The following is a 21,272-nucleotide window of genomic DNA, read 5'->3' on the forward strand; positions in this document are numbered from 1 at the left end:
TCATCTTCATTCATATGCATTCTTTCTACTACTCTCTCAATTGATTCTTTCTCTAATAATAGAAGTGTTCTGTACCAGAAAATGCAGATTTAACTTCATAGTAATTTCTTTTAATAAAATCTCCAACATCTGACTAATTTTAGGGTCATCTTCTACAATTAATATCTTAATCATGTATCCCTCCCTTTACCCATGCTTATATTTTTTATTCATAATTATATGATTTTTGAATATCGTGCTTCAAATTTCATAGCTACGCTCCTTATTGCAATCATAATAAATTATGTTTATCATATTGTATAGGTAGTGCTATGTGAATCTGTGTGCAGTATGTGATTTTTGTAATTATAATATAATTTCCAGTATCATATAATTGCTAAACAAATATTAGTGACCCTGACTATCCTACTAAAGTAAAAAAATAGAGTGGCATAATAGCTACTCTATTTAATAATTGATTAGATAATTTTGATACATTTACAAAACACTATTTATCTATTATTCAAATCTCACAAATATTTTATTTTCAATAATTTTAATTCCACCGAAGTTTGGATATAAATCCATTTGTTCTATCTCCTCTTTATTGCTTTTATATACTTCGTCATCGCTCTCTAATTGGATGTATCTATATCCGAGAAAGTTTTCTATAGATTCTTTTCTCGAATACGTATTTAATGGAGAGGAGTTACCTCCATATTTAAATGGCGTATATCTCCACCTCTCGTTATCAAATGTCTTGTCAGTGATCTTTTCTCCAACAAAATAAAGCTCCATATCTTGAGTGTAGTCTTCTGTAGATTTAATTCTAGTCATTAAAGTTTGATAGTAGTTTTCCAACTGTTTGTTTTCAAAGTACAGCGAACGATAGTTACCATTATTTTGCCAAGTATAGTTAAATACAGATACAAACACTATAAATAAAGTGAAAAACAACACTACTTTATTTAATTTATATTTATTAAAGCTCTTAAGTTTATTAACTCTACTAGATTTGTTGACTGTCGCAACTTTTTCATACGAACCTTCATTATTCAGCAATGAGCTTACCAATACAATTGTCAGATAAAATAAAGAGACAAATCCCATTTGCATAAGAGTATATATCTCGCCATTAGGAACCATAATAACCACAAAGTTTGCAGCTATAGGTAATATCAGAATAAATATTGCCATTAAAATAAGCTTAAGTACAGATTCTTTGTTAAATGATTGATTTTTTATGTGAAGTACAATTGCTATACAATTAATAATATACATACCTATAAACGAGTTTTGAATTACTTTCGTTGCACTTATTGACATATAATCCCTAAAAGTTATCCTTACTATTGATTTGTAAATCTCCTTAATTTGCATTGGAAGTGATTTGATATCTATTTGCCCCATCTGATCTATACCTTGATAATTACTAAGCTGCACATCATTTACATTTAGGTAAAATTGTAAAAATACATTGTACAGTAGGTATCCAATAGCCAAAGAAATCAGAAATTTAATCCCTGTAAGTATAATCTGCTTAAATGTAGTCCCAGAATCCATACACAATTTTATCAATATCAATAAAAATATCGCTCCACACAAAGGATAGTATGCTTGATATATACCTATCGAAAAGGAAAACAACAACACACCCATTATAAATCCGAATAATTTAAAATCCTTTATTAAGTAAATCCCCAAAAAAGTAAAAAATATAGCTACTGTGTAGTATGCGACTGTAAATGAATATATCATTGTGCTGGCTATAGGTGGAAATACAACAGTAATACCACCTACCAAAACACATAACCATTTATTTTTTATATCAAAAATTTTTATAATTATACAACAAGCAATCGCTAATATAAATATAGCTAAAATGCAATTAAATAGAGGTATATTATAAATTCCCCAATTATATTCTACAAAATCACCCATTACATTTAAAAACCATCTTCCACTACTGGCACCTGCTCCATACCCTTTAGGTGTATTACTTATACTATCATGGTTATATATATTATTTACAAAAAAATATAAGTATGATAATAGACCAAAGAATATTGAAGAGAAAAAGCAATAGACAGTGCTTTTATCTTTAATAAATTCTCTTACTTGATAAATTTCTTTTTCTTCCATTTCGCCTCCAAAAATTTCTGTTTTTTAAAACATACTTTTACTCCAAGATTTTGTTGTATGTATGTAAACATGCATACATATATATATTACACTAAAAGCTTATAATTTACTGTCTTATTTTGCTTTTTATTGTATTTTAATATTTTTTTTCAAGAGTGCTGCCTTCATCTAATATTGCTGTTTTAATTATTGGATAGAGTTGATACCGTATTTACTTTGACAGAAAGTTGTTGTCCTATATTGGTGCACTTAAAAAACTCAATATGAATACATATTGAGCTAACTACCTACTTTTGACTAATCCTAGAAATCTTTTAACTCTGCATCAGCTTCAGAAGTTGTACCAACTAAATCTTCCGGCATACTGTAAAGTTCATCAGTAGTATGTCTGTTTGAAGCAGGAGCCCCCCTAAGACTGTCCAAACCTTAATGGGACATTATGATACAGGTATAACGATAGATATTTATACTTTTGTTATGAAGGGTTTTAAATTAGAAGATGTAGATAAAATTAACGATATTTTTGCTTAACTTTTATATTGGTGTATAAATATAATAAAACGCTAGTTATCTTTTCGATAAATCTAGCGTTTTTAATATTTCCAAGTATCCATTTTTTAAATTGGTGTAGACGAATCGCAGAAATCAAAACACGATAATTTACTTAACCTTATTATCCGCCACAATATAAATATTTCCTTAATTATTTAACCTTATTTTTATATTTATACTGCTAAATTTAACATTCTAGTCTTAGTTCTTTGCTGTAAATTATCGATAAACCACTTACTAGCTCTCTCATTTTGAGCAAATACATCTTTAACTATCATAAGAATCTACAATTCTTTTCTTCTCTTCTTAAGTTAAAGAAGATTCATTTTTCAGGACACAGCTTTACGTTTAAATGAATATCACTAATTTGATATAATTTTGCCGTCGCTAATTGTTATAACATTTTCTGCAATCTTAGCTATTTCATCATTATGAGTTATCATAACTAATGTCTGTTTATATTCATTAACACAAAACTTTAATATGTCAATTACTTCTTTAGTCGTTTTACTATCTAAATTTCCAGTCGGTTCATCTGCAAATATTACTGATGGTTTATTTGCAAGTGCTCTAGCAATTGCTACCCTCTGCTGCTGTCCCCCTGATAATTCATTGGGGAATTTCTTGATTTGAGATTCTAGTCCTAATTTGATTATTAAATCTTCTATGTAATCCTTATTTACTTTTTTACCACTAAGCGAAACAGAAAGCACTATATTATCATAAACACTTATAACTGGTATTAAATTATAACTTTGAAATATAAATCCAAATTCTTCTCTTCTTATCTTAGACAATTTATCATCATTTAAAGTATATAAATCTAAATCATCCATAAATACTTTGCCGGAAGTCGGTTTATCAAGCCCTGCCATACAATGAAGTAGTGTACTCTTTCCAGAACCACTTTGCCCAATTATAGCTGTAAATTTATGAGGTTGTATTTCCAAATTGATTCCATCAATCGCTCTAACTTCACTATCACCCTTCCCGTATATTTTTCTTAAATCTATAGTCTTTAAAGTTTTCATAACATAACCTCCCAATACAATAAATGTTTGTAACTCCCTAATGTATAAATATTATTTATATCTAAGTAATTAATCGTTATCTTTTATTCCCTCAATAATACTCATCTTTTTCAAATCCCTACTGCTTGTAGCTACTGCGATTAAACATACAGTCACTGATATAATAAAAAATATTATCGATTGTTTAACTGGAAATTTAAAAGACATAAAATGCTCTATTCCATAGTTTTTATAAGCACTATTATTACAGTTTACAAATTTAATTAAGTTTATCATCGATGGAATTAAAGTGATTATAAAACTTAACATTGCATATGTTAATGCTTCATAAGTAACCATTTTTTTTATATCTCTTATACTCAATCCTATTGCTCTAAGCGTTGAAATTTCTTTTTTCCTCATAAGTAAATTGGTTTTTATTGTACAGAAAATGTTAATTCCTGCTATTATTAAAACCAACATTATTGTTGATATTTGTGACTTAATATAATCTTCATAACTCTTTTGCATCTCATTAAAAGCCAGCTTACTTTCAAATTGAGATAAATGAATACAATTAGAAACTTTTTTTACTTTTTCATTTACAGTTTTATCATATGGGTCCTCTAAGTTTATACCTAATTTATTATATTTTTTTTCTCCAACAATATGTTTAGAAAGGCTGCTAGCTGTTACAATCTCAAAATTACGGCCTAAGTCGCCATCTCCCTTAGACATCCAATCAGATTTCAATATTGCACATACCCTTACTTTACTTTCTTTATATTCAGTGTTTCCGTTTTCCGTAATCGGAACTTTTATTGTTATAATATCTCCTATCTTTAAATCAGGAAAAACTTTTTTAAACGTATTTGTCCCAGATTCATCGTAAAAATAATTATATACTGCTACATTTGGTACCCCTTTGTTTAATGTTCCAATCTCATATATGTGCCCTTCTTGTAAGAAGTTTTTCAATGTATATTTTATATAATCCGGTCCAAATAATTTTAGATCCATTTTATATTCCATTTGATCTTGTTCTTGTATTCCTTTGCTTTTTGCAAAGTCTTGATCCATTTCATTCTTTTTATAATCTAATATTCCACTTTCTATTTGAAGTGTAGTCACACTTTTTACACCATCTACATTTTTTAACTTATTTACATCACTCTCTGTATACTCTGCATTATCTATATCTGAATTTACTCCAAATTGTATTGTTATATCATATCTTTTTTGCATATCCTCAATTTTATCATTTAATTCGCCTTGCATACTTGAAAATGTAGTTAAAAATATATATCCTCCTAGTGCAATTGATATCATAGATATAAGCGCTCTACTTTTATTCCTTCCAATATTTTTAAGTCCTATAAATCCATAAAATCCAAATATTTTACTTGAAAATTTGCCTAATCTGTAACTTCCTCTATAACCTTTAAACTTATCTGTTTTCTTTGTAGCTTCAATAGATGATATATTACCTACCTTCCAAATAGGTATAATACAAGAAGTAAGAACAGAAAATACACCTGTTATTATAGCTTTCATAATATTTGCGTTACTTACATATAACTTTGGCTTTATTACTGCCTCTTGATATATCGAAGGATTAGATATATTAACTACTATATACGAATATATGGCACCGAATATTAATCCTACTACTATACCTGCAACCATTATAATTAATGCCTGGTATATTATCGTGCATCTAACATTTTTCTTACTTGAACCTATTAATCTAAGTAATCCCATTTCTTTTATTGTTTCATTTAATGTTATATTAAAAATATTGAACACGAAAATTCCTGCTGTAATTATAATTAAAACTTCTCTTTTATAAGCATCTGGATTATCCTTTTCTATTTTTTTATTCATTAATTGTCGTACAAGGGGCATATTTGGTGAATAACTAGCTTCCCCTAAATTATGTTTTGCCATAATTTTATGAGCCTGTCCATCAATATTTTGCCAACCGCTTTTTAAACTTAAGAGATTATTATAACTAATTATATCTTGTGGTATTAAGTCATTTTTTTCATCATTACCGTAAGTAAATGCTTCAAATGCAATATTAATATCATAAAAATCATAAAATCCCTTTGGTTTTTCTACAACTCCTACTAGTTTAAATTTTTTATCTACAGTATAAATTCTAATACTTCCTTCATGATCTTTATATTTCTTTTTTACTGTAAAATCTAAAGTAGAATTTAATTTATCTGATATATTCATTGCTTCTATAGCTTCTTTTTCCATTACTATTTCATTATTATCCTTTGGAAATCTACCTTTTATCAATTTAGAAGACTTATCAGTTATGTAATCTTTATCTGTTGATTTTAGTGGAAAAGAGTTTCCCTTTTCATCTACAATATTACCTAAGTTTTGTACTGTAGTAATTTTTGATACATCTTTATCATTTTTTAGCTTTTCAGTTCCATCGGAATTTAAATCAATAAATTCTAAATGATATCCACTATAAAGTTTATTTATTGCTTCTACATCATTTTTATTCTGGGATTCTTTTAAAACACTAGTTCCAAATATCAAGACTACACCTAGTGCAACACCTAATATCAATAATGAAGTTTTAAGTTTATTTTTCTTCAAATATGCCAGTGACATTTTCATATATATTCCCATAAAATCACCCTCTCTTTATTTTAATTTAAATTCCTCATTAAATCTTAGCTCTAAAATCTTAGTTGACTTATCAATTTTATTCACCAAAATATGTATGCCATTCATATTAGGAAGTTCTACATTACCCTCACCTTTATTATATGTTTTTTCAATTTCATTAAAAAATTCTTTCTCAGCTAATTCAGTATCAGTTAGTGATTTAAATATGTTATAAATGGCTTTTAAAAATTTATCACTTTCATTTAATTTTTCATCATTGGTATATTCTCTAACACATTGAATATTTAGTATTTCCTTAGTATTTTTATCATCTGGTACCATAGAATAATTTAAAACTTGATCGGGTTGCTCTTTAGATTTTTCCAAATTTCCTAGAGATAAAACAAAACTACCATCTGGTAAAACTTCAACCAACCTAAGACCACTATCTTTTATAGATTTTGAAATCTTCTTTGAAAAAATTTTTTTTATTTCAGACACTTCTTGTGCTGTATAAATTTTTTTATCTGGATCGGGTTTAGAAGATGCACATCCCACCATTAGACCCGAACTTACACTTATAGCTACTAATAACATAGCTACTATAAATTTTTTTACTTTCATATACCCTTTGCCTCCATTATTTTTACAACCCTCATTTATTAATTATTTCTGATATTAAAAGACTTTATGGTTCTTCTAATAAAAATTCGCTTCGCTCATGCCGCCAACTACTTCGTCAGTTGCTCAAAAAAATAAGGACATTATCTTTAGCTATTAAAAGATAACATCCTTATTTTTTAGTATCAATATATGTGCCCCAACTAGTAGGTTAATCGACCCAACTGTCAATTTTTTGATTAAGTGGTATGTATATGTTTAGTGTAAATTTGTCTTTCTTGTCTTCAAATAATATTTCTCCATTATATTTTTCTAAAGAAGATTTAATACTTTGAATTCCTATTCCATGTATGAACTTATCCATTTTGTCCGTTAATAATCTATTTTTATTAATTCTAATACTATTAACTTTGCTATTCTCACATTTAAGTACAAAATATGATTTATTTATAGTTCCTTTTATTCTAATATATCTATCAATATTTTCATCCTGTATTTTATCACATGCTTCTATTGCATTATCTAAAATATTAGCAAATATACTCGATACATCTACGGGTTTTATAAAATCAACTTTTGAAAAGTTTATATCACAAATAAATTTAATTCCTTTTTTTGTGCATAGTTCACTTTTTTCATTGATTATAATATCTAATATCATGTTTCCTGTATTATATTTAGATTTAAATTCTTTAATTTCATATTTTAAGTTATTTACATACTCATTAATTTCTTCACTATTTTTTTTAAGATTATCTATGCAACAAATATGATTATTTATGTCATGATAAAGCTTTTTAACCTTCATATGAGATTCTTGAATGCTTAAGTAGTGAGCATATTGCATATCTAATTTATTTTTTATTAGTTCATCCTGAGCTTTTAATTTATTTTCTTTTATTGTTTTTCTAAATAATATTATTATAATTATACTACTAGCTATTACTAACTTTGGAATCACCAATTGGTCAAAATAAGGCCATTCATCTTGTAGTACAGGTACTGACATCCTCCATTTAAATAAAAGCTTATTTAGAGTATAATAATCACCTATAGTATAAACTCCCATTGTATATCTTCCAATTATATTAATAATATTAGCCATTAACGCAATAAGTAAGTATATATAATATTTTTTTTCACTGTCAAATAACTTTAACTTATTGTTAATAAATGCAAATATAACAAAAACAAATATAATAAATATATACGAATATACTTGAATTTTGAGTCCATCACCATAAGATACTAAAAGTGCTTGTTCAGATGATAGAGAACTACCTGTAACTCTGATGAATAATATCCTATATACAACTTCTGTAAATAAGTCGTAATATACATTAAATAAATAAAATGAAACTATATATTTAATATATCTTACGTTATGAAAGTAATTGTAATATATCCCCCAAACAATAAATACTATAGCATCAATTAAATAATTTATATTAGTATGGTACTTTTCTAATACAACTATTAGAGATATGATATAAATTAATAATACTAAGATATAAAATACAATTTTGTAATTTTTATTGCTTTCTTTTTTATAAGTTATTAATGCTTTAAATATAAAAAAACGTATAAATATTGATAATGCTAATATTAGACAAGACATAAATTTTAACATATGGAATCCCCAAGGAATTTTAAGAATTTAATCTTAACATCTTTATATCTATATCTACTAACAGGCACTTCTTCCCCACTTTCTAATACTGCAATATTTGGCTTTATATTTTCTACATAATTTAAATTAGCTAGAAAGCTTTTATGACATCTTACAAATTCATCTTGATTTAAGTCTTTTTCTATTTTTTCTAGACTATACCGCACATCAAAACTCTTATTTATTGTGTGTATTAACATATCCTTTTTTTGAATTTCTATATACTTTATTTCATTTGAGTTAATCTTGTATGTATTAGACTTATTCTTTATTACAATATAATTGTTTTTATTTATTTCAATCTCTTTAATACATGTTAATACATGTTTTTTTAATTCCTCTGATTCTATAGGTTTTAATAAATATCTATAAGCTCTTACCTCATATCCTTCTTGTACATAATCTATTAAAGAAGTTATAAATATTATCTCCATTTTATTGTCTACTTTTCTAATCTTCCTTGCAGTATCCATTCCATTTATTTGCCCCATTTGTATATCAAGAAGTAATATATCTATATCTTTTAAGTTACATTCAAGTAACTCTTCTCCTAAACTAAATTTTTGTATTTCATATTCTATATTTATATTCTTTAATATATTATCAAGATAATCTTCTATTAATAGTTGTGTTTCTTCTTCATCTTCACAAATTGCTATCCTAATCATAAGTTCCCCCTTATGTACTCTTTCTTAGTATGAACTATTAAAAGCTTTTTAGTTGATATATTCAAATATTGTTTTATATATCCTATACTTTAGGATAACATTTTCAAGTTATTTTTATCAATACTCATGTCCAAATTAAAATTGATTGTTATAATGTATTCTTTTGTTGCTTCTATTGTTGCATTATTAAATTTTAATGTGATTTTTTAACAAAACTCTAAATATATTAAAAACACTTATACCCAATAGATATAAGTGTTCGTGGATAGTCGCTTTAATCATTAACATTACTAAGACCATTAGTGATATTAAACTACTATTTGACTTCCTCATAAACCTCCCTTATTTATGATGTCTTTAAAATTTATTAATTTAAATGTCAAATTTATTATATAAAACCAATTGAAAATAATTTCAAAAATAAGCTAGTAAATACTATTAAGAAATAGAACTATAAGACCAATCACTTTTATTTAGAGATCTGGCTTTTTCTTTATCAGTATTTCACCTATTCATCTTTTCTTAATTTATTTTTTATTTATTTAATATCAAAGTTACTTTTACAAATGTAATTCTTTATATAAAAAAGGTATATCAGCATTAATAGCCGATATACCTTTTCGTGGTTTTCAATGGTGGAGACGAATCGCAGGAATAATATCCACGATTATAATTCTATCTCCAAATTACTACTTAAACATATTTGCTAATTTATTAAATGCATTTTCATTTCCATTTCCACCGACCTGAGTTATCGCCTTAGGCTGTTTTTTAGATAATAAACTTTCTTGCTTATCATTTAAATCATTTCCTACTATAACTACTGGTGATTTTTTTTGAGAAGCTAGTACACCTACTGACAATGCATCTATTAAATCATCAGGTTTCTTCATTCCATCTTTAGCAATAAATATGTTATTTAATTCTTCACTTGTATAGAACTTTTCTAATATAACTGCATTAGTCTCATTTCTATCTATTCCACCTAATCTTTCTGGATTTGGTAGTTTATTAGCTATTTTATTTGATATAGCTGCTTCTTTTCCTATAATATAAGATTTATTTATATATAGATTGTTATCTTTTATATATTGATCAAATGCTTTAATTCCTTCTTTTGGTGATACTAATACTATTGGCATATCTTTCTCTGCTGCAACTGGCGCAATACTTACTGCATCAGGAAGCCCTGTTACACCATTTACAACTGCTATTTCTGATGGTGAATTTAATTTTTTAGCTATCTCTAAAGATGTCTCGTATCTATCATTCCCACTTATCCTCTCTACATTAAGATTCATAGACTTTAATTCATTTATAACTGAATTTGATACAGATCCCTCTCCACCTATTATACGAACTCCTTTTGCTTTAAGCCTTAATATTTCTTTTTTAGTATCACTATTTAATTTATTTCCTTCTGTTAAAAGTATTGGCGCATTTAACCAATTTGCATATGGTGTTGCACTAAGTGCATCTGCCATTGAGTTTGAGTTTACTATTACTATAGTATTTGCTACATCCCATCCTTCATTACTTACTTTTATAGCTGTTTGATGTCTATTTTCTCCAACTAATTTATTTTCATATACAACAGACTTCGGTTCATTTCCTTCTCTATTTTTCGTACTATAATAAGTATATGACCATTTATCAGTTACTCTTTTTATTTTACTATCATCATAATGCACCTTAGTATATGTACCTTCATCTTCTGCTTTTATTGTGTATGTATCTCCTTTTTGCTTTATATCTCCATCTATATATAGTTCTACTGGATTCTCTGTACTACTCTCACCTTTCTTTAAAACTATTGCGTCTTTTTTTGCACCATCAATCTCTAATGTTCCCTTTATTCTTATCTTATTTTCAAGTTTCTTGCTTCCTTTTGCATATATTGCATGGTCACCTGGATTTGTTATTTTTATATTTTCTAACTCTATATTTCCTCCATTTAAACTTATTGGTACAGCATAGCCTTGACCTTCTATTTCAGTATTGATTATTTTCGCTATTCCAACTTTATTTTCATAATAATCTGAGATTGAAATTTGACTATTTTTTAATTTACTTGAATTCACAACTAGATTCCCGTTACCAGATATTGACGCATAATCCATTTTTACATTTTCTAATGATACATTTCCTTCCAACGATATTGATGCACCATTAATTTCGCTGTTATTTACTATATCTAAGTTTTTCCCCTCTACAGTGTAGATGCTTCCTCCACCTATCTTTAAATTATCCATTTTTGTATTTGTTTTTATATTGAACCAATTTGATCCTGTACTATTGCTTATTGTGTGTCCATTTCCTTTTATTTCTTTTTTATTTCCAGATATATATATATTAAATGGTTCGCCTATAGATGAATTTATATCTATATCATTTCTTATATCTATTGTTTTTATATTTTGATCTTCTAATGATCTTAGTAAATAACGTTTATCTGTTACTACTGCAAGTGAATTTTCATAGCTAGGAAGTGGTGGTTTAATCCCTTCTCTATTTTTAGTATTGTAATATTCATTTGAGTATAGGTCAGTTCCTTTTTCTATTTTACTATCATCATAATATATCTTAATATGGTTTCCTTCATTTTCTGCTATTACTGTATATGTATCCCCTTTTTGCTTTATATCTCCATCTATATAAAGCTTTAAAGGTATATTTTTATTACTATCATTTTCCATCTTAAGAACTATTGCCTCGTTCTGTGCACCATCTACCTCTAACGTTCCTTTTATTCTTATTTTTTGTTCTGTTATATCTTTTGAGTGACTTCCTGCTGCATATATTGCATTACTACCTGGGTTTATTATCTTTACATTTTCTAATTCTACATTACCTCCATATAAATATATTGGTGCTTTATTGCCTCCATGGTCGCTCGGTGCAATAAGACCACTACTCGGATGATGCTCTTTTATTTCAGTATTAATTATCTTCAATTCTCCAACTTCATCTCCAAAATGTTTAATTATACTCTTGTTCATTTTACTTGAATTTATAACTAAGTTTTTATTACTTTTTATCATTGTATGATTTACTTTTACATTTTCTAATGTTATATTCCCACAATCTGTTATCTCTCCATTACTTATTTCACTGTTGTTTACTATATGTAAATTTTCTCTATTTGCGCTCGTTATAGCTATTTCTTTCAGCTTTAGATTATCTATTTTTGTATTTGTATTTAATAAAAAATTAAATATTTCACCACTACTTACTGTATATCCATTTCCTCTTATTTCTTTTTCATTTCCTTTTATTTCTATCCTTAGTGTAGGATTTGAATCTTTTATTACTATATCATTCTTTATTTCTACTGTCTTTATATTTGGATTTTCTAGTGCTATTATTAACTCTTCTTCGTTTGTTACTTTTACAATCTCTTGTTTTACATAATTAGAAGACTTTGGTTCGTTTTCTTCTATACTTTTTTCTAGTGTAGTTTGGTTTTTATCATCTTCCAGTGCATATGATATCGTTGTGATTTGTGTATTAGTAGCTATTACTACTCCCGATAAAATAATCGCCATATTTTTATTATATTTTCTCATGTTACCAACCCCCTATTTGTAATAAATGCAATAAAATTAATTAAATTTTTTTGTTATAATTTTTATATTTAAAGCTGTCAATGTATTTTCGTGGATTTTATTGGTGTAGACGAATCGCAAAAAATAAACCCACTAATTTCGCATAACTAATAATGCAATTATACTATGCCTCTACATCGCTACCACCACATCTTGTAAATTAAATATCTTCTCGTATTATACAAAGACTACCATAGTATATAAGAAAATTTTGTCATTTTATGTACTATTTTATATTGTATTTTATTTTCTCTTAATTTATTAATATGTAAATCAAAAAAGACCATATTGAATACTACTTTAACATGATCTTTAAATAAACATTTATTGCTCATTAAATATACAATCTTTCATATTCAATTTCTATTTATATCACTCATGATGATTCAACAGGAAAGACTTTTGATGATATAAGAAATGAAATAGAGTTAGAGAATGAACTTAGACAGTTGGAGAATGGGAATTAAGATTATGGTGAGTTTGTGTGTAATCGGATTTTTAAAGTTAAAATAGTTGTATATATTCATATTATTTTCCCCTTATATAGTCTTTTTATTTTTAATATTATATATCCCCCATTCCAAACTCCATTGCCACTTAAAATTTAATTTTATTCATTATTTTCTGTGGTTTGCGTATAGCTGAATTTTCAGATAACTTAAAATTGTAATTTATTTTTAAACAAAAAATATATTGGTCTTAAGACCAATATATTTTCGTGGATTTCAATGGTGGAGACGATTCACGAAAATAATACCCACAATTTTACCAAATTTTCTACCTAAGTTTACTTCCACGTACATGTAATCTCGCTTATTAATTATTTTATTAAATGGATTATTTTTTTTCATCGACTCTATCTCTCTCTAATCTAAATATAATAAACGCTTACTTTATTTAATTTTTAATGAAGGGTTAGCAGAAGATAATATCTCAACAAATTTTATAGAAGCTAATGAAAGTGGAACGCTCTTTAAATAACAAACACCAATGCTTCTACTAGGTATCTCTTCTGAAATATTAACCTCATATAATAATCCCTTTTCTAAATAATCCCCTGAGAACTCCTTTACTATACAGGCAATACCTAAATTTATCTTTGCAAACTCCAATAATAAATCAAAAGATCCAAGTTCAAAATCTGGAGAGATTTTTATCCCCTTGGATAGCATGAACTTTTCTACATACTTTCTTGAATTTGAATTAGCTTCTAGGAATATTAAAGGATATTTTACCAATTCTTCTAATGAAATTTTCTCCGTAGATAAATCCTTATACTTCTCTCCACAAACAAAAATATCTCTAACCTCTCCACAAGGTATTAATTCTAATGAATGATCATCAATTGGAAAATTACAGATTGCAATATTAATTTCTCCTGACTTAATTAAGGCGCAAAGTTCTAAGGTAGTACCATTTATAATCTTAAACTTAATATTAGGATATCTATTATGAAAGAACTCTAAATATGGAAGTAAAAAATACTTAGATATAGTATCTCCTACTCCAATCTTTAACTCTCCCACAGTTAAATCTTTAAATTCTAATATTTTTTCTTCTCCAGCATTGATTAAATTAATTGCTGAATTTACATATTCAAATAAAAGATTCCCCTCATTAGTTAAGGATACACCCTTTGGTGTTCTATTAAAAAGTCTAATATCTAGTTCTCCTTCTAATTGCATTATCGCTTGGCTTACTGCTGGCTGTGTCATGTAAAGAGCCTTTGATGCCTTTGTAAAGCTTTTGCTTTTTCCTACCTGACAAAACACCTTATATAAATCTAATTTAGTAACCATATAAGCACTCCTTATATCATATATTCATTCTATTTATTTTACTTATATCATTTATTGGTGTATATTACAATAGTATTAAGTATTTGAAATCAATTTTAAATTGTTAGGAGAGATTATTTTGGAAAGAGTTATTGGTACAGTTGTTAGGGGACTACGTTGTCCAATCATTAAAGAAGGCGATAAAATTGAGGATATAGTTATAGAAAGTGTACTTAAAGCTTCAGAAGTTGAAGGATTTACTATAAATGATAAGGATATAATTACTGTAACTGAATCAGTAGTTGCACGTGCTCAAGGAAATTATGCTTCTATAGATAATATCGCTAAGGATGTTAAATCTAAATTTGGTGACGATACTATTGGTGTAATATTCCCTATCTTAAGTCGTAATCGTTTTGCAATCTGCCTTCGTGGTATAGCAAAGGAAGCTAAAAAAATAGTATTAATGTTAAGCTATCCATCTGATGAAGTTGGAAATCATCTAGTTGATTTAGATATATTAGATGATAAGGGCGTTAATCCTTGGACAGATGTTTTAACAGAGCAAGAATTCCGTAATCTGTTTGGGTATAATAAGCATGCTTTCACAGGTGTTGATTACATTGATTATTATAAATCTTTAATTCAAGAATATGGTGTTGAGTGTGAAGTAATATTCTCAAACAATCCTAAAACTATCTTAAATTATACAAAGAGCGTTCTTACTTGTGATATTCATACAAGATTTAGAACTAAGAAAATTTTAAAAACAAATGGTGGAGAAAAGATCTATAGCCTTGATAATATATTATGTGAATCTATTGATGGAAGTGGATTTAATGAAGCTTATGGACTATTAGGTTCAAACAAATCAACAGAAGAAACAGTTAAGCTTTTCCCTCGTAGCTGTCAACCTATCGTTGATAATATACAAGCTATTCTTAAAGAGAAAACAGGAAAAGATGTTGAGGTCATGATTTATGGAGATGGAGCTTTCAAGGATCCAGTCGGTAAGATTTGGGAACTTGCTGACCCAGTTGTTTCACCAGCTTATACATCAGGCTTAAATGGTACTCCAAATGAAATAAAATTAAAGTATCTTGCTGATAATAACTTCGCTGATTTAAAGGGTGAAGAGCTTAAGAAGGCAATATCAGAATATATTAAAAATAAGGAATCAGATTTAGTTGGAGCTATGGAATCACAAGGTACTACTCCAAGAAGACTTACTGACCTTATAGGATCATTATCTGATTTAACTTCAGGAAGCGGAGATAAGGGAACCCCTATTATATTCATCCAAGGTTATTTTGATAATTACACAAAGTAATAAATTAAAAAAGTGGCTACCGTTTCAGTAAATTAAAAATCAATTAGTGGTAGCTACTTTTTTAGTTATTCAAATAATCAGCAGTGTAAATAATTTTATAATTAATATATAACTATAAAGTAAAAATCCACGATATCTCTATCGTGGATTTCATTGTTGGAGACGAATGAATCGCAGGAATAATACCAACGAGCATATCTATAACATCTCTGCTTTAGTAACTTTTCGTGGTCTACCTTTTATATTTTTAGTCTGTAATGCTTTTAATACCATATCACCTTTGTTATTTAGTACTTCAACATAAGTAGATACATCAAGTACACTTATAACACCAATGTCTTGTGCACTCATACCTTCTATACTACAAAGTGTACCAACTATATCAACAGGTCTCATCTTAGTTTTTTTACCAGCATTTATATGCAATTTCATGATTTCTTGACTTAGATTTGCACCTTTATCTTCTTTAATCTTTTGTCTTTGCTCTAACTTCTTATCAAATTCAGACTTTAAGCTCATAACAAATCTTTTACTTGGTTTCATCTTCATTGTTAATTCCTTGCCTGTGTATGAGTATATTTCAAATATACGTCTTTCATCAGATTTCATAACAAAGGTAATAGCTCTACCTTCTTTACCTGCACGACCTGTTCTCCCTATTCTATGAACATAATTTTCTTTTAATACAGGTACATCGTAATTTATTACATGAGTGATATTATCTATATCTATACCTCTAGCAGCTACATCTGTTGCTATTAGGTATCTAAAATATCCTTTTTTAAAGTTATTCATTACTTTTATTCTCTCATCTTGTTCCATAGCACCATGTATTTTGTCACATGGATATTTAAGTTTAGTTAATTCATTGTACAGTGAATCTACTTTAACTTGAGTGTTACAGAAAATCACACAGCTATCAGGATTTTCTATTATTGTTACGTCTTTTAATAAATTTAACTTTCCTGTTTCTTCTACTCTATATCCATCTTGTTGTATTCTTTCTACTGTTAAATTTTTTGCTTTAATTTCTATTGTAACAGGGTCTTTCATATACTTTTTTGATAATAAATCTATATCATCTGGCATAGTTGCTGAAAATAACATAGTCACACGCTTAGCAGGTAGTGCTGATATTATCTCTTCTACTTGTCCTAAGAATCCCATACTAAGCATTTCATCTGCTTCATCTAATACAAGGTATTTTATATTATCTGTTGTGAAGTTTCCTTCTTTGATATGATCTATTGTTCTACCTGGTGTTCCAACTACTATATGAGTTTTTTGCTTTAGCTCTTTTGCTTGTAGTTCAAAAGATGATTTACCGTATAACGCTGGTACCTTTATTCTTTTGAATCTTCCTATGTTAAATATATCTTCCTTAACTTGTATTGCAAGTTCTCTTGTTGGTGTAAGTATTAGTGCTTGTGGTTTGTTTTCTTCCCAGTCAACTAGTTCACATAATGGTATTGCGAATGTTGCGGTTTTACCACTTCCTGTTTGTGATTTTACTAGTACATCTTTATTTTCTAGTACAACTGGTATTACTTCTTGCTGAACTTTTGTTGGTATCTTATAGTTTAGCATATTAAGCGATTTTAGTATCTCATTGCTCAGTTCGTAATCTTTAAAGTTCGTTTTTGTCATTTATATTATCTTCCTTTATGTCATTGTAGTATTTTATATCTATCCTCACTACTAAATAATATCATAAAAATTCTATATCTCCTAATTAGAAAAAAGTAGTGCCTTTAAATGATTTTTCCATTAATTGAGACTCCCTTTTGTATAATCTCTATCTCCTTATTTAAATATAAAAATAAGCTAGATGTTAGTAGTAATCACCTCATTATACTAATCTCTTACAGTGAATTTCAATTTAAAAAACCATATTGACTATTACATCAATATGGTTTTCGTGGATTTTATTGGTGGAGATAATAAGGACGCATAAGAACCTCCATTATCCCGTATTTCATCTAGTAGAAACACGTCCACTTGCACAGGCGGCTGATTGCTCACATTGAATATTACAGTTGCTCTGTGACCTCAATCATCGTCGATAAAAATATAGACACTATTAACCATGGCAATCTCGCCAAAAACATAATTAGCGGTTCTTACCGACGCCTTGCCAACCTTTAGAGATTCTAAGAGATTGGCTTTTTGTTTGCTGTTTTCTTTCAAAAGACGTTGTAGCCGCTTCAAATTGGGATTGTCTCGCTCATGTTTACAAAGAGCGGATATTTCACGAGCGATCACGCGCTGATTATCCTCTGTAAGCATGTCCCGTACGACTTCAATTACCTTGTCCTCGATCTTATGCTTGGTGACGGTAAGGTTTTTACAACCTTTGTTCTTCTCCTTATAGTAGCTATGTAGTTTCCCGCTCTTGCTTGTGCCACTGGTTCCTGTCATGGGTATTAGGCAATGCCCACAAAATAGCCTGCCGCTCAAAATGTAGTCCTCTACAGCTTTCCCTCTTCCTCCGGCTCCGATATTCTCAACAAGTCGCTTTTGTACTTTGTCAAATAGTTCTTTCGAAACGATGCGGGGCAAAGCATCTGGTGTATCGATCCCTTTATAGCTATATATTCCGACATACCTTTTATTTCTCAAAATCGTCCAAAGACTGTTGTATGTAAATGGTCTTCCGTGAGAAGTCCTCGCACCAAAACCGTTTAAATATTTAATGATTTCCAGCATCGTTGCACCGTTGGCGTACATTTCATACACGCGAACAATGTGATGGGCGTTCGCATCATCAATAACGATCTGCTTGTCCACAACTTTGAAGCCAAGACCGGGGTTGCTTCCAAGGCTTAAATGTTTAGATGCGTTGATTGCTCTGCCACGCTGTATCTTCTGCGATAATTCCTGCGAATAGTACGCTGCCATACCCTCTAGCATGGTCTCCATCAATATGCCGCTTGCATCCTCTGTGTTGACCCGCTCCATTGCGGATATGACCTTGATACCGTTTCTGTTCAGTTTTGCTTTATATATAGCGTTGTCGTACTTGTTGCGGCTAAATCGATCAAGTTGGTATACAATGATGTACTCCCAACGCCCACGGACTGAATCTGCAATCATGCGCTGAAAGCCGGGACGTTTTTCCGCGGTCTTTCCGGTTAGCTTCTGGTCGGTGTATTCACCCATGATGTGATAGCCCTCCCGATTGACGTATTCGCGGCAGACTTTCAAATGTCCCTCTATGCTTTGGGAAGTTTGCTGACCACCGGGACTATATCGGGCATATATCACTGCTTTTTTCATTCTGAATCCTCCTTCTCATAAAGATAAGAGTATTTCTCTAACAATATTTCTTTGATTTTTTCAGTTGCACGCTCAAGTTCTATGTCTAAAAACCATTCTGCTATTATCTTCGGGTCTATAGGAATGGATTTAGGTTTATCACTAGTATAACTAAAGGTAAGTTTGCCCGTACTAGTAAATAATATAAAATCTTCTAAAGCTTTAATTAAGTTCGTCATAATTCCCTCTTTGAAAAGTGTGTTAAGAATTTCTATAAGTTGCTTTTCATTATGTTCTTCTGAATATTTTTTTATAATGTTAATAGCGTCTTCCGAAAGTCCTGTATACTCATGGGTTATTAGAGTCGGGATTTTTGGGAACATTTAATATCATATATTTGTAGTCATAATTTGTCTTAAAATGACTTATGACGACAAAAAAAGGTAGCTTAATTGCTACCCACCTTAAATCTGTATTAATTTCTTTTTTGTATTCAGTTGACAAAACAACATAAAAACCCTAGAATAGTTGACTTCAAACTTCAACTTAAAAAATATAATCTACATTAATTTTCTATTTTCCAACCACGCAACCACTTTTCTATATATATATTTTTGAAATACTCACTTATAAAAAATAAAAACTTATGTTATTTATATAATCCATTCTTTCCCAATTATGCACTTTAAACGACCAGTTTTGCTAAAATTATTGAATATTTTTATTTATTTTAGTATACATGTATAAATAGTATCATTTAATTTTATCTATATTCAGAATATAATATTTAAAAATTTGTAAACGTGGAGGTGTTAGTTATAAACAAAAATAGATTTTTATTAGTTTCTTTAATATCCTTATTATTTATTTTGAGTACTATATTTTATTTAAATAATAGATCAATTGTATTTACTGGTGAATCATCAAATTGGACCGCTAAATACACAGTTCAAAAAAATGACATAAGAAATTTAGAGGTAATATATAAAGATAAAATTAAAAAGGGAGAAGAAATAAAATACATTTGCAAAGTAATTGAAAACGGCGATGAAATAACTCGAATCGAAGATAGCTTAACTGAATTTAATGATAAAATTATAGGTAAAAGCAACATTGAGGATCACCTATATAAGAAAAATAATAAATATTTAATTATTATTGAATGGAATAATAAAACAGAAAAAATATCTTTATTTCGGAAATAATTTAAGAAAGAATAATTTTATTATATTTTAAAAATAAAATAAAGGAGAGTTTTTATGAGAATAATAAGAAAATATCTTGTATTAACATTATCAATATTTATGATTGGATCATTAGTACCTGTCAATGCAGAAGAAACATCTGGAACTGGTGATAAAACACTTACTTATTCAGAAAAACAAATTACAGATGTAGATTCTCTATACAATCTGGCAGAGAGCGGGATTAGCGATGTTGCAGAGAATTCAAATGATGTAGCCACAGTTACAAACCCCGAAACTGGAGAGGAAGAATTTTTAGAAACGATGTCAACAACTCAATTAGTTGAGGTGAAACAAGCAAGAAGCGAATCAGAGGAAACATATGTAAAAACAACTTTTATAAAAGAACCTGAACCAGAGAGTGGAGTAATTCAAACTAGAGCTAGTAAAAACGAAGGTGCCTATGATAAAACAGGTGGAGTAAGAGCATACTCAACAGTAACATATACAACTTCAAGCGGGGATGGTAAATTTACATACATAAAAATGACTAAAATGTCTGGTGGATTTTCTATAAAAGACAGTTCAATACAAATTACTAGCCGCTCTGTTAAAATGAACCAATATGGTAGGTTGTCTGGTAAACAGCAAGGGGTTACAAATACTACAAGTAGAAAGCCTATTAATAATACTTTCGGTTACAGTGTCCCAAACTGGCCTGCAGTTGGAAGAGGAAGTATAGGATATGATACAGGTGTAGGTATAACAGGCAATTTAAAAAGAGGAACTTACAAGTGGTCTGTTAATTTTTACAATTCTATATAAATATAAACAAGAGTAGCTTTTTT

General features: G+C 28.6%; 14 protein-coding genes. 3 read left to right on the forward strand and 11 right to left on the reverse strand.

Annotated elements, in window-relative coordinates:
• Positions 1 to 498: 498 nt before the first annotated feature.
• From KQI18_RS04420 to KQI18_RS04455, 8 genes are all read right to left on the reverse strand, one after another.
• On the reverse strand, positions 499 to 2,121 hold the full coding sequence (locus KQI18_RS04420) for a glucosyltransferase domain-containing protein (protein WP_216466471.1): 1,623 nt from the start codon (positions 2,119 to 2,121) through the stop codon (positions 499 to 501).
• Between the two features lie 914 nt (positions 2,122 to 3,035).
• A complete protein-coding gene (locus tag KQI18_RS04425; protein ID WP_216466472.1) occupies positions 3,036 to 3,704 on the reverse strand; it encodes an ABC transporter ATP-binding protein in 669 nt (222 codons plus the stop codon).
• 69 nt (positions 3,705 to 3,773) lie between these two features.
• Positions 3,774 to 6,335 carry an ABC transporter permease gene (locus KQI18_RS04430; RefSeq protein WP_216466473.1) on the reverse strand — a complete coding sequence of 854 codons (2,562 nt, stop codon included), beginning with the start codon at positions 6,333 to 6,335 and terminating at the stop codon, positions 3,774 to 3,776.
• 15 nt (positions 6,336 to 6,350) lie between these two features.
• Positions 6,351 to 6,938, reverse strand: coding sequence for a hypothetical protein (locus KQI18_RS04435; protein WP_216466474.1), 588 nt, complete (start codon positions 6,936 to 6,938; stop codon positions 6,351 to 6,353).
• Positions 6,939 to 7,146: 208 nt separating this feature from the next.
• Positions 7,147 to 8,565 carry an ATP-binding protein gene (locus KQI18_RS04440; RefSeq protein ID WP_216466475.1) on the reverse strand — a complete coding sequence of 473 codons (1,419 nt, stop codon included), beginning with the start codon at positions 8,563 to 8,565 and terminating at the stop codon, positions 7,147 to 7,149.
• A complete protein-coding gene (locus KQI18_RS04445; protein WP_216466476.1) occupies positions 8,559 to 9,272 on the reverse strand; it encodes a LytR/AlgR family response regulator transcription factor in 714 nt (237 codons plus the stop codon). The genes KQI18_RS04440 and KQI18_RS04445 overlap by 7 nt, the downstream gene beginning before the upstream one ends.
• A gap of 689 nt (positions 9,273 to 9,961) precedes the next feature.
• On the reverse strand, positions 9,962 to 12,838 hold the full coding sequence (locus KQI18_RS04450; protein WP_216466477.1) for a cell wall-binding repeat-containing protein: 2,877 nt from the start codon (positions 12,836 to 12,838) through the stop codon (positions 9,962 to 9,964).
• A 932-nt stretch (positions 12,839 to 13,770) separates the two neighbouring features.
• Positions 13,771 to 14,676 carry a LysR family transcriptional regulator gene (locus tag KQI18_RS04455; RefSeq protein WP_216466478.1) on the reverse strand — a complete coding sequence of 302 codons (906 nt, stop codon included), beginning with the start codon at positions 14,674 to 14,676 and terminating at the stop codon, positions 13,771 to 13,773.
• 118 nt (positions 14,677 to 14,794) lie between these two features.
• Between KQI18_RS04455 and KQI18_RS04460 the strand changes: the two genes are divergently transcribed.
• On the forward strand, positions 14,795 to 15,985 hold the full coding sequence (locus KQI18_RS04460; protein WP_216466479.1) for a coenzyme F420-0:L-glutamate ligase: 1,191 nt from the start codon (positions 14,795 to 14,797) through the stop codon (positions 15,983 to 15,985).
• 198 nt (positions 15,986 to 16,183) lie between these two features.
• On the opposite strand, the gene KQI18_RS04465 is transcribed toward KQI18_RS04460, so the two are convergent.
• The 3 genes from KQI18_RS04465 to KQI18_RS04475 form a co-directional block, all read right to left on the reverse strand.
• A complete protein-coding gene (locus KQI18_RS04465; RefSeq protein ID WP_216466480.1) occupies positions 16,184 to 17,632 on the reverse strand; it encodes a DEAD/DEAH box helicase in 1,449 nt (482 codons plus the stop codon).
• Positions 17,633 to 18,034: 402 nt separating this feature from the next.
• On the reverse strand, positions 18,035 to 19,261 hold the full coding sequence (locus KQI18_RS04470) for a recombinase family protein (protein WP_216466481.1): 1,227 nt from the start codon (positions 19,259 to 19,261) through the stop codon (positions 18,035 to 18,037).
• The gene (locus KQI18_RS04475) at positions 19,258 to 19,479 is read right to left on the reverse strand and encodes a hypothetical protein (RefSeq protein ID WP_216466482.1); all 222 of its coding nucleotides are present in this window, start codon (positions 19,477 to 19,479) and stop codon (positions 19,258 to 19,260) included. The genes KQI18_RS04470 and KQI18_RS04475 overlap by 4 nt, the downstream gene beginning before the upstream one ends.
• A gap of 570 nt (positions 19,480 to 20,049) precedes the next feature.
• Here KQI18_RS04475 and KQI18_RS04480 point away from each other — a divergent pair.
• Both KQI18_RS04480 and KQI18_RS04485 read left to right on the forward strand, forming a co-directional pair.
• Positions 20,050 to 20,445 (forward strand): hypothetical protein, encoded by a 396-nt coding sequence (locus tag KQI18_RS04480; RefSeq protein WP_216466483.1) that lies wholly within the window; start codon positions 20,050 to 20,052, stop codon positions 20,443 to 20,445.
• A 54-nt stretch (positions 20,446 to 20,499) separates the two neighbouring features.
• A complete protein-coding gene (locus tag KQI18_RS04485; RefSeq protein WP_216466484.1) occupies positions 20,500 to 21,249 on the forward strand; it encodes a hypothetical protein in 750 nt (249 codons plus the stop codon).
• Positions 21,250 to 21,272 lie beyond the last annotated feature (23 nt).

The sequence above is a fragment of the Metaclostridioides mangenotii genome (assembly GCF_018917235.1).
GTDB lineage: Bacteria > Bacillota > Clostridia > Peptostreptococcales > Peptostreptococcaceae > Metaclostridioides.